The sequence below is a fragment of the Bacillus sp. FSL L8-0199 genome (genome assembly GCF_038005705.1).
GTDB lineage: Bacteria > Bacillota > Bacilli > Bacillales > Bacillaceae_G > Bacillus_A > Bacillus_A cereus.
In genome coordinates this window covers 49,323-63,082 of sequence record NZ_JBBOTS010000006.1, presented here as the reverse complement: position 1 = coordinate 63,082, position 13,760 = coordinate 49,323, and the positions used below count along the sequence as shown (strand labels likewise).

The window sequence follows — 13,760 nt, the reverse complement described above, 5'->3', positions numbered from 1 at the left end:
AAGTTGAATCGAAAAGGAATACATTCTATAGGAGATTTAGCCAATTACCCTCTTAAATACTTAAAACAGAGCTTCGGTAAGATTGGAGAAGAATTACACTTACATAGCTACGGAATTGACTTTAGTCGCATTTCAGAAAAATATGTTCCTGCCACAACTTCTGTTGGGAAAAGCCAAATACTCATGCGCGATTACACAATAGAAGAATTTCCGATTATTCTACTGGAACATATTGAAGAAGTTTGTTATCGGCTTAGAAGACAAAATAAACTTGCTCAAACCGTTCATTTTTCTGTCGGTTATAGTAAGAGTTATACAGGTGGCATTAGAAAAACACATACTTTAAACCGGCCAACAAATCTAACGATGGATATTTATCATATATGTACATACTTTTTGCATCAACAATATACTGGCGAACCCATCCGCAGCATAAACATATCCTTATCAAACCTAATTCAAGAAGGGGAAGAACAAATTTCTCTTTTTGATAATGTCACGAAACGAGAACAAGAAGTGAAGTTAACAAAAGTAATGGATGAAATACGCACAAAGTTTGGGAAGAACAGTATTTTACGAGGGATTTCCTACACGCATAGCGCTACAGCTAGACACAGAAATACACTAATAGGAGGCCACAAATCATGAATAACGCTAATATGCCAAAAGGAAGAGGAATGGTGTTAACAATAGTATAATATATGAGTAGAGATAACGTATACAACGATAGGTAGTTCTCTTTTTTTGTCTCTTTGTAGAAGCTATAATAATAGTAAAAAAGAGATAGTATTTATAGTATAGATAGATTGAACAGTTGGAGGTGGAAAAATGTTTAAAGTACAAAGTATTATTACATCGTTTGGGGAAGAACGTTGGATGGTTTTACATAACAAGGGTGAACCAGTTATCCCAATCATGAAATTTATAAAACATAAGGATTCTTTAGGAAAAGCACCTAATACACTTAAAACATACTGTTATCATTTGAAAATATTCTGGTGTTTTCTAAACGAAAAGAATAAAGATTACAGAGAAGTGGATATAAGTTTATTAACAGAATTTATTCATTGGTTAAGAAAATCAACAGATGATATGAATACTATCTATTTAAATGACACAAAGAAGTTAGCGCACGCTAAAAGAACTGAATCTTCCGTTAACTTAATCGCTAATTGTGTTATTGAATTTTTGGACTACCAATGGCGTAGTGGTCAAATTTTATTTAATGTAAAATCCAAAGTTACAAAAGAAGTCCATAATACAAGGCGGAAGTATCGTAAATTTTTAGATCATATAACACATACCCCAACAACCAAAATTAATATCTTAAAACTTAAGGAACCTAAAAGAAAAATAAAAACCATTACTACTAAGCAGGCCGAATTAATTCATATAGCATGTAATAACATAAGAGATGAGTTAATAATTCGTATTTTATATGAAGGAGGATTAAGAGCTTCTGAGTTATTAAGTTTATGGATAGAGGACTTCAATATCAATGATGGTAGTATCACTGTTAGAGAATCTAAAACACAAGCTGGAGAAAAAAGAAAAGTATATGTATCAAATGAAACAATGAATTTATTCCAAGATTATATTATCGATTACCATACTAATGATGTAGATTCTAACCATGTGTTTATTAATTTAAAAGGGAAAAATAAAGGGCAACCAATGCAATATTGGGCTTTGCAAGCTGTTATACGTATATTGTCTAAAAAAACGAAAATAAACTTTACCGCTCATACACTTAGACATACATGTGCAACACAACTTTATGATCTAGGCATGGACGCTGGTATCATTCAAAAATTATTAGGACATGCCCAGGTACAAACTACTTTAAATATGTATATTCATCCTTCAGAAGAAACTATAAGAAAGTACTGGGATGAAGCCCAGCAGCATAGGAGAATGAGAAAATGAATATCGTAGCTATTAATTCCAATAAAATACAACGTAAAGTTATGAACGACCTTAAAGGTTATTGGGCTTTAGATGAATGGAAAATCGAAGAGTTTCCCCTGCCAGATAGAAGAGGAAAAATTAAAGAAACAAAAAAAATTGTTGATTTCAATAAAATTAGTAATGAATATATTAAACTGGAGATAAAGTACTATTCTTTTTATTCTTTAACCAATGAAATTTGGCTTTTATCCAGCTTTATGGAGAAACATTTTTATAAAATGTACTTTCTTTCAAAATTTTTAGTCGAAAAATTCCCTCAAGTCACATCGATAATTGATATTCCTTACACTACATTATTAGATGAATACAAATTATATCTAACTGAAAATAATAAGCCGTTAAAATACCCCCATCATCGTGGAGGAGAATTTATTTCACCTTATCTTGGAGTATGTAAAAGTTTATATGATTTTTTCTCTAATTATTATGACGAACGACCTGAACATCAAAAAGATAAATGGAATATAAAAAGACTAGGGATTCCATATAATATGTCTCGAAGAGACAGATTTCTTAATTTCACCAGTATAAAATTTCCCTTTCGGGAATTAGTTAAAAAGTATGTAAATCAAACATTACTTATACACCAACAAATTACCTTTGCCACCGCCCAAAATATTTTAAAGAAAATGTATTTGTTTTTTGATTACATTGTAGAAACGTATCCAAAGTGGATAGATTTACAGAATCTACAAAGACAGGACATTGAAGATTTTTTATTTTATGTTAGAAATCGTGAAATGGGAGGAAAGAGTTATACGAAAAATCGTGTTCCTAGTAATCGTCATGTAATAGAGTGCCTTTCAAATGTCAGAAGAATAATTGAATATATGCAAGGTTTTGAATGGAAAGAAGCACCTAAAACCCCTGTTAACAGATTAATATTTCCCGAAGACTTTCCTCGAAGAGAAAAGAAAAACTATCACGAACATGTTAAACATGTGCCAGATTTTATATGGGAGCAAGTGTTGGAAAATCTACATGATTTAGATTCGGAAATTGCACGATTAATAGTCATTATGGAAGCAACAGGATTTAGAGTCTCAGATGTATGTCAGTTACAATTAAATTGTCTAACATATAAGCAAGATGGTTGGTGGTTGGTAGGAGATCAACGAAAAGTAAATGTAAAAGAACATATTGTTCCTATTTCAGAAGAAATTGTGGAAATCGTTAAAATACAACAAGAATATATTAACAATCATGAAAAGAATCATAACAACTTAAATCAATTTTTGTTCCCTGTTCTTACTGGAAAAAATAGAGGGATGGCCTTTTCACAAAAATCGGTTACCTATGCATTAAATCAACTAGCCGAAAAATATAAAATCCTTGATAAAAATGGAGAAATATTTCTATTTAAGAACCATGCTTTTCGACATAGATATGGGGTCAATCTAATTAATAATGGTATGAATATTCTTCATGTACAAAAGTTAATGGCACATACTAGTCCTGAAATGACATTAACTTATGCAAAAATTTCAGATAACACTCTTCGTAGGGAATGGGAAAAAGTTCAAAACTCAGTGCGTATTGACACAACTGGAGAATTAATACAAGCCAGTCTCCCTGAGCAGGCAGAAGAAAACGGTTTGGAACTAGAATGGATTCGCCATAACATGGACTCTATTCGTTTGGATCATGGATTATGCATAAAGAGTCCTAAGGTTAGCTGTGAATTCTTAGATTATTCTTTAGAAACCCCTTGTATTAAAAATAATTGTAGGAGTTTTCATGTAGATACAACATTTTTAGATTACTATAATGCGCAGATATCAAAGATGGAAGAAGATATTATAAAGTATCAAACTAGCGGTCGTATTCGTTCTATTGAATTGATTCAACCAAAACTTAATAAGTATAAGGAAATTAGGGATTCATTGAAAAATGAAATTGGAATTTTCGGTATGCCGAAACATAAACGAGAATATATAGGAGAGGAAAGAAAAATTGATGGTTAACAAACATCCGAATACAACGGGGTTATTGAATCATGCCTCTAAAAAAAAGAGGGAAACACAATATAGAGTGAATGAAGTAATACAGTTAATGGTTAAAGAAGGACAAAAAATTAATTTTAATTCAGTTTCAGAAAAAGCACAGGTTTCAAAAGCATATTTATATAGAGAACCCTTAATCAGAAAAACGATTGAAGACTTACGTCAACAGCAAGAAGGCATACATGATTTTAAGAATATAAAAAGAAGGACATCGGATGCCTCCAAGGATGTAATCATAGAAACTTTAAAGAATAAGCTCAATCTTTTAAAATATAAGAACAAGCTATTAGAAAGTGAAAATGAGCACTTAAAAACACAACTGAAAAAAGATTTAGGAAAGGTTTATGAAAATTTATAAATATGTGATATCGTCCTATCAGTTGTAAAATAACACCCTTAATAAAGCAGGATTTGAACATTTTTATTTTAAGAAATAGAATTTAAATCATAATGATACATATTAAAATCTTTTGCAAATACCTCTTGAACCAACTGAATTGTTTCTGCGTCATAAAAACTATCATAAGTAGGTAATCGTGGAAAAACAGGGGTTGTAATATCAGCGTCTGCATAAACTCCTTTGTAAATCATCTTACTCCCTTGATAATGCCAAGATTTTGATAATAGATCTAATGGTGATTTTTTTAATTTATATACCTCTTCTAGCTTCGAAATACCTGTGTTAAAATTTTCTAGATGGATATAGTTTGTAACAAATTCTTCTTCTCCTTGTATATATTGTTGTGTAAAGTGAGGATCTACTTGATCTAATTTTGTCATGTGTGCTTTTAAGTAATACAAAAATAGTTTAAAGGAAATGGGTTTATTGCAAGTTTCATCACCATACAGAAATTGCCGAATGGGTTTCCATACGGGATTTTCAATATTTGGTGGTGGAACCAGAGCAACAAAAGAACTTACTGCCCTTCTATAAGGATTTCTTACTAGTTTGTACGTCTTCTTCTCTTTAGTTTGTAATCCATTAGCTAATTGTGCTAAATAATGTGTAGAGTTCTTATATACTTCATACTCATAGTTGTGAATGAACGGATTGTACTTTATCGCTTCTTTAAATAAATTAATTTGATAAAAAAACCAGTGGGCTAGCGAAGTACATCCGCTTTTTTGGCTCCAAAACAAGATGAGGGGAAAATCTTTATGAAAATGAGGGACACGCCCTTGCTTGTATATAAAATTATATAGTTCTATATGATCCATTTTGAACCTCCATTCTTATATAGCAAAACATGAAATATTTTTAATAAGCGATAACTAACTTTAGTCCACTAACACCAATAATGATAGCTAAAAATATTTGAAGAGGTTTAACGGGAATCTTAGTGGAGAATTTACTACCAAGTATGACACCTGGGATAGAACCAATGAGTAAGTGAATTAATAAAAGATAATCTACGTTTCCTAAATTCATATTTAGTATGCTTGCAACCGTCACTAATAAAAACGCATGTGTAATATCTGTGCCTACTAATTCGGATGGTTTCAGTCGATATAAATATATCATTGCAATAGCAAATAAAGAGCCTGATCCAACGGAAGTAAGTCCCACGATAAAACCGAGTATTGCACCGATAAGAATTGTTAGGTTCTTTTTTTGGACCATAGTCTGTTTTTGAAAAAAACTTTGTGTAGATTCATTATAGAAAAATGTTTTTATAAAAATAGAAATTGCCGCAAGGATTAAAACATATCCTAATATATATTTTATAATTCCCTCTCGATTATCATGAAAAATTGGCAAGAAATGAATTATTATTACTGCGATAATTGCACTAGGTAAACTCCCAATAGCTAGATATTTTACTAGTTTAAAATTGATGGTTTTCTGTTTCCAGTGTTGGGATATTCCAAACATTTTAGTGATAGAATTATATACTAGATCCGTTCCAACAGCTACAGAAGGACTTATGCCTAATGTTAGAAGAAATGGAGTCAGTAATGCGGCCCCACCTATCCCTGTTACTCCAACCAATCCCCCTATGATGAAACCCATCATTATAATAGAAATGCTCATTATAATTCCCCTTCCATACCGCTGGCTTTTCATAGTGGTTATAGTTTTTAAAGAGACTCTATACATAGTCGGGTGATAGGTATATTAGTTAAAAATTAATTCCATTCTTCTTATATCCATATGCTTCAAAATCGTCAGTAAATATTTCTGAAACAAGGTTTAGAGCTTCTTCATCATAAAAACTTCGATAGGTTGGTAATGAAGGGAAGTGTGGATTTGTAATATCATCATCTGCATAATTTCCTTTATGAATCATTTGATGTGCCCTATGGTGATTGGAGTTTGTAAGGAGTGATATATCAGAAGAAAGTAATCCATATTCTTTCTCCAGCTGCGGAATTATTGTATTAAAATTCTCTAGTTTTATATTTTGTTTGATGACCTTTTCTTCTCCCTCAATATATTGTTGTGAAAAATGTTGATCTAACAGAATGGATTTAGCCCCTATTTCTTTTACATAATATAAAAATTGTTTAAATGAAATTCCTTTCGATTCATTTTTATCATTATAAAAATATTCTCTAATCTGTTCCCATTGTTTCGAGGCGTAAGGGTTGTCATAAAGTATTAAAAATGAGCTTACAGCTCTTTTATAAGGGTTGCGCACAAGTTTTATGGTATCCTTACTTAGTTCCAAGAGTTGCATTTCTAAATTTGTGTAGTAATCAACTTTATTTTTGTATATTTCAGATTCATAGTAATGAATGAACGGTGCATATTTCATTGCTTCCTCATATAACCCAATTTGGAAGAAAAACCAATTCGCCAGAGAAGTGCAACCACTTCTGTGACTCCAAAATAAAATTATGGGGAAATCTTTATGAAAATGTGGAATACGTTCGCCATATTCAATTAATCCTTTAATATTGTTCTTCATCAGCCAAACCCCTTCGTTATTCTGATATTTATTGAACACTTAAATACAATGGTAACTACTCATACCATTGTATTTAAACACCACTGTAAAGGTACTTAAGTTGGCATATAAAATCCCAGTGTATTAAAAACACCTTACATAGGTGTTTTAATTTTCCAGGTTTATCAAAATGTAATAATTGCTTAACAAACTTTAAAATATAGAAATCTATTATAAAGAGAATTATGTATGAAGATATGTATACAACGATAGAGGCATTAATATCGCTACAATAATCGAAAAAAAGTCTTGATAATATGGTGAAATTCACTCCGTTTGCAGCAATTCCTGAACAGTTTGCTGGGATACGTGAAATCATCAAAGAGAAAAACAAAGTAACTCGGCCGATCTTAACAGATGAAGAAAAAGTACAAATTGAGAACATGTTGTTATGTTCCTTATTATCTGAAGAAGAAATACTAATTACATATTATGAGGAAGGTTATTTGCTCTCTAGCTATATGACTGTTGTTGATATTGATCCACTAAATAGTGCTGTTATATGTACCGATGCTTTTTATAACAAGATGAAACTGCAATTTTCTAATATAATAGATGTAAAATAGAAAGCATGTAAGTGAACGTGTTGGATTCATATAAAGGAGTGTATAAAATGCAAGGGAATCAGATAAGAAAGAATGCAGCAGGAGCAATTATTCATAACGATATAAATAACTACCCTTATTTAAATATACCAATGATTATTAATGAAACAGATGGAATGATTTATGAAGTTCTAAGCGCTGGTTTTCACACTAATGATGCAGTAGGAATGCTAACAACGGATAGTTTTACTACAACCAGGGTAAATGTACCGATCGTAACAGTGAAAAACAGTGATGGTAGTATTCAAATATATCGCTTGCCTTTAGAACTAGAACATTGGGTACTTTCTTGTATGCGTGCTTCTTCAGTAGGAAAAAACCCGTTTCCCTGTAAAGTTGCTTTCGGAATCATCGACACTAAATTTTATGTAGAATTTAAATAAAAAAGGTCTGCTTATTCAGCAGACCTACCATCAATTATAGCTTTATATTTTTTTGCCTGTTTCAATGTCCAAATAGGTGTAGAAGCAAGGATCTGGATTGGCTCAGGTAATAATGGTCTTACTTTCTTCCCATCTCGTTGTCGAGAAAACTTTGTGCTTAAACGTGCTTTATCCCAACCTAGTATCTCAGCAAATTCTTTTAAACCAACGAGAAGGGGAATTACTCCCCCAGTTCATCGCTCCACGCTTGATAAAAGCCGCCACCAACCGTTTCAAGTACATTATCATCCTCTTGTGGGGATATTCCATACCAATATGCGGTTGTGATAACTTCACCATCTAAAGTTTCGATTGTGATATTTTCTTGCGTGTAGGCAATACCTTCTTCAGCAACTTTTTTCGCTTCACTTAAACCATTCACTTCAACTTCTTCTGTAACACCGGTATGATAATTTACAATATATTTTTCCATTGATAATATCTCCCTTAAAAGTGATAACTTTGTTATCTTTATTATAACAAAAGAGATAACTTTGTAAACACTTTATTTAGGAGTTGTTTAACTATTTAATTATTAGGGAAGGTAAACCCCAGGTTCTATTGTTAAAATTCATTCTCTACGTTGTTTTCCTTCAGGTCTTTAGTATTTGGGGTGGATTTTTCTTTGCTTAGCGTACGAAATTCGCGTTATGTTGGTGCTCCCCCTTAGAGTATGAATATGAGCGAATTGAAAAAGAAAAAGTTACTGCATAATTTTAAACAAATTTGATGAAAACATATGAGAGAGTATTAGAATTCCAGAAAGCTAACTTTATTCCAAAGTTAGCTTTTTTATTTTTTTGGAAAATAAGAAAAATTAGATGGTAAAATAAAGGTAAATATAATAAATAAGGGGGAATTATCATGGGATATTATGTTATTGATCCAGAAACAAATGAAGAAATTCACGTATCTAAATGGAAAATAAAATATCCAGATCAAGACGCATTATGTGAAGTATGCAATACAGCTGTATACGTAAGGGCTGACGCTACTCCAAACAGACAAGATCATTTCGCGCATTATAAGCATTCTAATTGTCCTACTATAAAAGATGGACGTAAAAAGTATGAACACCTTCATCCTACAGAAAAAGATGAAGAAAATGCAAAGAAGATTAAAAGAGAAGTAGTCGCTAATTTATGGCCAATTTATCAAAAATGCAAAGAGATTATGAAAGGCAATCAAAAAGGAAATCAAGCATTTTTATATAAAAAAGAGTTTAAAGAAATGATAGAAAAAGCAGATGAAAGAAATATATGGGCTTATAAGGGATTAACACTAAAATATGTCCCTTATGTGCTATTAGTGAATTATGGGGTCTTTTCTAAAAAAGACTTTAGAAAGCGAAAAGTTCATTTTGTATTTGATTCTTTAATGAGTAACTACGATGATTTATGGATAAATTCCAAAGTGAAACAGAATATATGGCGTGTTTATCCAGATGAACAAAATTCAGTTGAAAGAGAACAAATAGACTGGGATACTTCTGAATTAGAACCAGATTATTTTATAAATTTCATTACAGGAATTTCAAACGAAATATTGGAAGGGAAAAAGGTCCTATCTTGATAGGGCCTTTTTATTTGTCGAAAAAATTCGAAAGAAAAAAATGAAAAACAGTTGATTATAGGACTTGTAAGTCCTATAATCAAAGTATAGAAAAACTTAAAGAAGGAGGATAAAAAATAAAATAAGCCATTATCAATGTGATAAATGGCTTCGGAATGATATTAGGATTTATCATGGGGAACCTAGGAATTCCCTTCAATCCTTCTACAAATATTATAGCAAAAGTATTGTGGAGGGAAAATAATTATGAAAGCAATTGATAACTACATGACACCTAGTGAAGCCGCATTCTATTGGAAGATACCAGATTCAACTTTAAGGAACAAGTTACAAGAGGGAATTTCTAAAAAAGCGGATCAAGAAAGAGAAGTTATGATTCAACAGGGATTAATCAAATGCTTTATTAAGCCGAATGGAAAGAGAAAAGAATGGATTATTACTTCTGAAGCAATGATAAATTGGTTTGGAGAACGAAAAAGCTAATATTTTAAAAGAAAGATGTTCCCTAGCCTGCCAGCTCAAAAAACATCTTTCTCTAATACAGAATCATAATTTAAGAAAGGAAGAATGGCTATGAAACAAATCCCTATTAAAATTACGTCTGGTGAGCCTATTTTAACACAACCTCACCTTAAATTTAAATTCCTCAAAAAATTTTACCTATACATTTCAGAAAATTACAAAAAGTTAAATCTTTATTTTGGTATTGAAGAAAATGTTTCCGATCAGATTTGGTTTTATGGTTTCTTTGCAATCTCAATTTTTATGATGCTGTTCACTTATTTATTTTCTGGTATTCTATTTGGATTTTAAAACAATCCCTTTAGAAAGGAGCGATAACATTGATTCAATCATTAAAGAGTACCATGCAATTTATTGGCTTGGTTTTAATTGGTGCGTTGATTGCTGTTAGCTTAATGAATTAGTCCTTTAAGAAAGAAAGGAGCAATCACATGGAAGATTACAAATGTAGAGCGTGTGGAGAAGAAGTATAAAAGGGAGGCAAGAAAATGAAAATCGGTGTATCTGTATGGAGAGTTCTTTGCAAAGAAACAAAGTTGAAATTGCTTCAAAATGCTATGCAAGAGAGTAAAAGCCGCTTTACAAAACAATCCCTTTCCATTGCTATAAAGCAACAGAAAGGGGAAGTGTGATGAGTGATCGTATTGGTGAAGGGCACAAAAAATAAGATGCCTTCAAAAATATTTTAGCATGTTCATTTAAGAAATAAAGGGGGAATTTAATGTGATGAAAACAGTCCAATTATTGAAAAGTGAAGAATTTGAAATTGGTACAACAGATAAAAACGGGCACAAATTAAGACAGTCTGATTTTGTTGTTACACAAGATGACTTTGAAGGTATTAGTATCTGTCAAATCTTATACAACAGTATTGCAAAAGAATTTGTGGCCATGAGTGATTCTAATTGGTGGATACCATATCATGATTTATCTGTTGCAACAGAAAGGCTAGATTATGTCATTGCAAAAGAGTTTTTGGGGCTAGAAAAATGCGGTACATATTGGGGGAAGAATCGTACACCATTTATTAGAATGCCGATTGAATATTTCAATCCTGTTGAGGAATCCACTTTTATTCTAGAAAAATTAGGGCGGCAATATGACGATCTATTGAGCGTAAAAGAAAATGGGTGCTGGTACCTAACAGTGAACAAGAAAATATATAGTGAAAAACGTCTAGGGATAGCCGCCTGTTTAGCCGCTGTTGATACTGTAAGAAACAATAAGTAGGAAAGGAAGAAATACAAATTTAAATTATAAATAGGGGGAATTAAAATGTTACATGCAGTTATGCAAGAGCAACAGTATTGGAGAGGTCAAAAGCAGAAGTTTCGAAAAGAAAATAAAAAATTATTGATTTCTTTAGAACCACATTTATATGAAAGATTGGAAGAATTAGCACTTTATAATGAAAGCTTAGATCAAATCGCATTAGAGTTAGTAACAGAAGGGTTAGACTATATTTATATGGAGGATGTGCCTGTTCAGCAGTCTCATGCTTTTCAGCATTTTATCGAATTTGAATTAACACCATTTCAACATAAGCTCTTACAACAATTAGCGATCAAACGAGGATGTTCAGCAAGAAAAATGGCATATACAATATTACGTTTTATGCTCAAAACAAAGTAAAAGAATCCAATCATAAAAGAAGGATTCTTTCACCAGGTATTCGTTGGCAAATGACTTCACCGAAGGAATTGAGTCTGGTACACTCAATTCCTTTTTTATGTTATAAAAAAGAATGTAATTTGTCAAAAAGCATTTGTTATAGAATAACAAATGCTTTTTGTTGAACTTGAATTGAACACTTTCAGAAAGTATTTATATTGTTTGCCTTTTTCTCTTGAAAAATTGTACCCTCAATCACTAATTTTAACATAGAATATAAAAAATGTAGCGTTTTAATATCAAAAAACCTATTGGTTTTATATGGATTATTTCTTTATAATAATGAGAGGTAGTTCCCGAATGTAGATAGGCTCTCATGCAAGAAAAGCAAGAGAGCCTATCTACATAAAAAAAGATTGGATATTTGCCAACCTTTTTAGCGTAAGGGGTTTAATGACAGCTTGTTACTACAACTCGTTTTTATTTTAAAAAAATCAATCAGAAAATTTAATCTTGTTATTTTTTCTCAATATTCTTTTTCATATTTTTCAATTATAATATACCTAATTCTTTTTATTTCTATATCTGTCTCTTATCTTCCCGTTATGAATCCTTATTGAAAGGATTCTTTTTTTATCCTAATTTTTTGGTCTAATCGATATTTCCCCATTGCTTCATAGATTAAAAGGTCTAATTTTTGACTAAAATCAATTACTTTTTGATGGCTAAATCCATATTTTTTTACAAGATAGCTCAATTCTTTTTTTTGATCTTCGATCATGTCATGTAGTAATCTCATTTCCACTTTTTCTTTTAAACTCCTTTATACATAGAATCTCGAAAAAATTGTACCCAAAAAATTGCAAACAAAAAACAAGGCTGAAACCAGCCTTGCCCTAAAGGAAAAAAACTAACTCTTATATCTAAGAGTACATTATGTATGGGAATTTTTGAAGTGGATATCCCATAAAAGGATAAAAAAGTTATTATTGTAATATTTTTAAAGGTTCTTTGTTTTATAAAGAAACAGTCGAAATTGCTTGTTTATAAAGGAACTGTTGCTTTCCATTGCTTAAAACTAATACCGAAAATTTATCAACAGCGATAATTTTTCCAGGTACTCTGACACCATTTATTAGAAAAATCGTTACTTCTTTTTTCTCTTCTATTAACTTCTCATAAAACTTCTCTTGTGTATACATCATTTAGATGGTTGCAACTCCTCTCCTTTTTTAGAACGGTTCATAGCTCCTAAGAATACATATTCTTTTACTGTTAGCTCTACCGTTGGGCAATATTCCACCTTTGATAATTCGTGAAATAGAGAAAGGTTTTTGTGTAGTTTTTGAATCATTTCATCTAAAGTAATTTCTCCTACACCATATTGGATTACTGGATTTAAAAATACGTCTATATCTATTAAACTTGGTTCAATTAGGGAAACAATTTCTTGTATTTTTGGTAAAACAATTGTTTCATAGCGTTGTTTGAATAGTTCTAAGTCTTCTGGTGCGGGTTCATTTTCACATAGCTTTTTGAAAGATATTACACGAATGTCATTTCGTAATGAATCAATACGCGCTTCATAAAACGCTTTGTCAAACCCTTCTTTGTCAGCAACATCATAATGAAGTTCTGTTTGTGATCTACGTTTTTTCTGATAAGAATCCATAAGGATTTTCTCTTTTGCATTAAACATCATGATAAATACAGTACGCTCTAAATTCATGACTTGGTTTGCTACGCTTAATGTTTCATCTAACACTTTTGCGCGTTCTTCTTCACTTAACTTTTTTATAGAGGATGGAACAAGGTTTTTGACATTCTCAAACGACTCTGAATTTGTAATGTGTTGAAGAGAAAATTGAGCGACCTCTGGTAAACAAGGATCAGTGGTTTTGTCTAAGAGTAACAAATCTTTAATCGTTCGCACTGTATTTTTGATCTCTTTTTGAGCTTGGCGAACTTTTTCTATGCTTCTTTCCATGTATTCTGGTTGTTTGAGACGATTGAAAATGTATTCTCTTCTTTCTTCAAAATGTTGCTGTAAAAGTGACATAGTTGTTTCCCCTCTCTAAGTGTCTTACGGTTTTAAAATCCTTCTCATGG

General features: G+C 31.5%; 19 protein-coding genes. 12 read left to right on the top strand and 7 right to left on the bottom strand.

Annotated elements, in window-relative coordinates:
* The 4 genes from NST86_RS34665 to NST86_RS34650 form a co-directional block, all read left to right on the top strand.
* A partial coding sequence (locus NST86_RS34665; protein WP_445661342.1) for a DinB/UmuC family translesion DNA polymerase occupies positions 1 to 648 on the top strand: 648 nt, incomplete at its 5' end.
* Between the two features lie 180 nt (positions 649 to 828).
* Positions 829 to 1,926, top strand: coding sequence for a tyrosine-type recombinase/integrase (locus tag NST86_RS34660; RefSeq protein WP_229136679.1), 1,098 nt, complete (start codon positions 829 to 831; stop codon positions 1,924 to 1,926).
* Positions 1,923 to 3,932 carry a tyrosine-type recombinase/integrase gene (locus tag NST86_RS34655; protein ID WP_043937165.1) on the top strand — a complete coding sequence of 670 codons (2,010 nt, stop codon included), beginning with the start codon at positions 1,923 to 1,925 and terminating at the stop codon, positions 3,930 to 3,932. Before NST86_RS34660 ends, NST86_RS34655 begins: the two co-directional genes overlap by 4 nt.
* Entirely contained in the window at positions 3,925 to 4,329 is a 405-nt protein-coding gene (locus tag NST86_RS34650; RefSeq protein ID WP_000247457.1) for a DUF6262 family protein, read from the top strand. Before NST86_RS34655 ends, NST86_RS34650 begins: the two co-directional genes overlap by 8 nt.
* A gap of 68 nt (positions 4,330 to 4,397) precedes the next feature.
* On the opposite strand, the gene NST86_RS34645 is transcribed toward NST86_RS34650, so the two are convergent.
* The 3 genes from NST86_RS34645 to NST86_RS34635 all read right to left on the bottom strand — a co-directional run bounded on the left by NST86_RS34645 (position 4,398) and on the right by NST86_RS34635 (position 6,880).
* A complete protein-coding gene (locus tag NST86_RS34645) occupies positions 4,398 to 5,189 on the bottom strand; it encodes a sulfotransferase family 2 domain-containing protein (protein ID WP_043937166.1) in 792 nt (263 codons plus the stop codon).
* A gap of 40 nt (positions 5,190 to 5,229) precedes the next feature.
* Positions 5,230 to 6,003, bottom strand: coding sequence for a sulfite exporter TauE/SafE family protein (locus tag NST86_RS34640; RefSeq protein ID WP_000027993.1), 774 nt, complete (start codon positions 6,001 to 6,003; stop codon positions 5,230 to 5,232).
* An 88-nt stretch (positions 6,004 to 6,091) separates the two neighbouring features.
* Positions 6,092 to 6,880: a sulfotransferase family 2 domain-containing protein gene (locus NST86_RS34635; RefSeq protein ID WP_043937167.1), complete on the bottom strand. Its 789-nt coding sequence runs from the start codon at positions 6,878 to 6,880 to the stop codon at positions 6,092 to 6,094.
* Positions 6,881 to 7,176: 296 nt separating this feature from the next.
* Between NST86_RS34635 and NST86_RS34630 the strand changes: the two genes are divergently transcribed.
* Positions 7,177 to 7,485 (top strand): YolD-like family protein, encoded by a 309-nt coding sequence (locus NST86_RS34630; protein WP_340935795.1) that lies wholly within the window; start codon positions 7,177 to 7,179, stop codon positions 7,483 to 7,485.
* Positions 7,486 to 7,532: 47 nt separating this feature from the next.
* Positions 7,533 to 7,907, top strand: a complete 375-nt coding sequence (locus tag NST86_RS34625; RefSeq protein WP_340935793.1) for a hypothetical protein — start codon at positions 7,533 to 7,535, stop codon at positions 7,905 to 7,907.
* Between the two features lie 220 nt (positions 7,908 to 8,127).
* On the opposite strand, the gene NST86_RS34620 is transcribed toward NST86_RS34625, so the two are convergent.
* The gene (locus NST86_RS34620) at positions 8,128 to 8,379 is read right to left on the bottom strand and encodes a hypothetical protein (protein ID WP_098569668.1); all 252 of its coding nucleotides are present in this window, start codon (positions 8,377 to 8,379) and stop codon (positions 8,128 to 8,130) included.
* A gap of 431 nt (positions 8,380 to 8,810) precedes the next feature.
* Here NST86_RS34620 and NST86_RS34615 point away from each other — a divergent pair, with 431 nt between their 5' ends.
* From NST86_RS34615 to NST86_RS34590, 6 genes are all read left to right on the top strand, one after another.
* Entirely contained in the window at positions 8,811 to 9,518 is a 708-nt protein-coding gene (locus NST86_RS34615; protein WP_340935790.1) for a hypothetical protein, read from the top strand.
* A gap of 246 nt (positions 9,519 to 9,764) precedes the next feature.
* Positions 9,765 to 10,001 (top strand): DNA-binding protein, encoded by a 237-nt coding sequence (locus NST86_RS34610; protein ID WP_340935788.1) that lies wholly within the window; start codon positions 9,765 to 9,767, stop codon positions 9,999 to 10,001.
* 90 nt (positions 10,002 to 10,091) lie between these two features.
* On the top strand, positions 10,092 to 10,331 hold the full coding sequence (locus tag NST86_RS34605) for a DUF3961 domain-containing protein (protein WP_340935786.1): 240 nt from the start codon (positions 10,092 to 10,094) through the stop codon (positions 10,329 to 10,331).
* A gap of 197 nt (positions 10,332 to 10,528) precedes the next feature.
* Positions 10,529 to 10,672 carry a hypothetical protein gene (locus NST86_RS34600; protein WP_000690451.1) on the top strand — a complete coding sequence of 48 codons (144 nt, stop codon included), beginning with the start codon at positions 10,529 to 10,531 and terminating at the stop codon, positions 10,670 to 10,672.
* Positions 10,673 to 10,766: 94 nt separating this feature from the next.
* Positions 10,767 to 11,270: a hypothetical protein gene (locus tag NST86_RS34595; RefSeq protein ID WP_098839558.1), complete on the top strand. Its 504-nt coding sequence runs from the start codon at positions 10,767 to 10,769 to the stop codon at positions 11,268 to 11,270.
* A gap of 45 nt (positions 11,271 to 11,315) precedes the next feature.
* Positions 11,316 to 11,672 carry a hypothetical protein gene (locus NST86_RS34590; RefSeq protein WP_000902066.1) on the top strand — a complete coding sequence of 119 codons (357 nt, stop codon included), beginning with the start codon at positions 11,316 to 11,318 and terminating at the stop codon, positions 11,670 to 11,672.
* Between the two features lie 592 nt (positions 11,673 to 12,264).
* Here the strand turns inward: NST86_RS34590 and NST86_RS34585 are convergent.
* From NST86_RS34585 to NST86_RS34575, 3 genes are all read right to left on the bottom strand, one after another.
* A complete protein-coding gene (locus NST86_RS34585; protein ID WP_228527980.1) occupies positions 12,265 to 12,450 on the bottom strand; it encodes an aspartyl-phosphate phosphatase Spo0E family protein in 186 nt (61 codons plus the stop codon).
* A 217-nt stretch (positions 12,451 to 12,667) separates the two neighbouring features.
* Positions 12,668 to 12,856, bottom strand: a complete 189-nt coding sequence (gene hfq, locus NST86_RS34580) for an RNA chaperone Hfq (protein ID WP_016123539.1) — start codon at positions 12,854 to 12,856, stop codon at positions 12,668 to 12,670.
* Positions 12,853 to 13,710, bottom strand: a complete 858-nt coding sequence (locus NST86_RS34575) for a hypothetical protein (protein WP_340935784.1) — start codon at positions 13,708 to 13,710, stop codon at positions 12,853 to 12,855. The genes hfq and NST86_RS34575 overlap by 4 nt, the downstream gene beginning before the upstream one ends.
* Between the last annotated feature and the right edge of the window lie 50 nt (positions 13,711 to 13,760).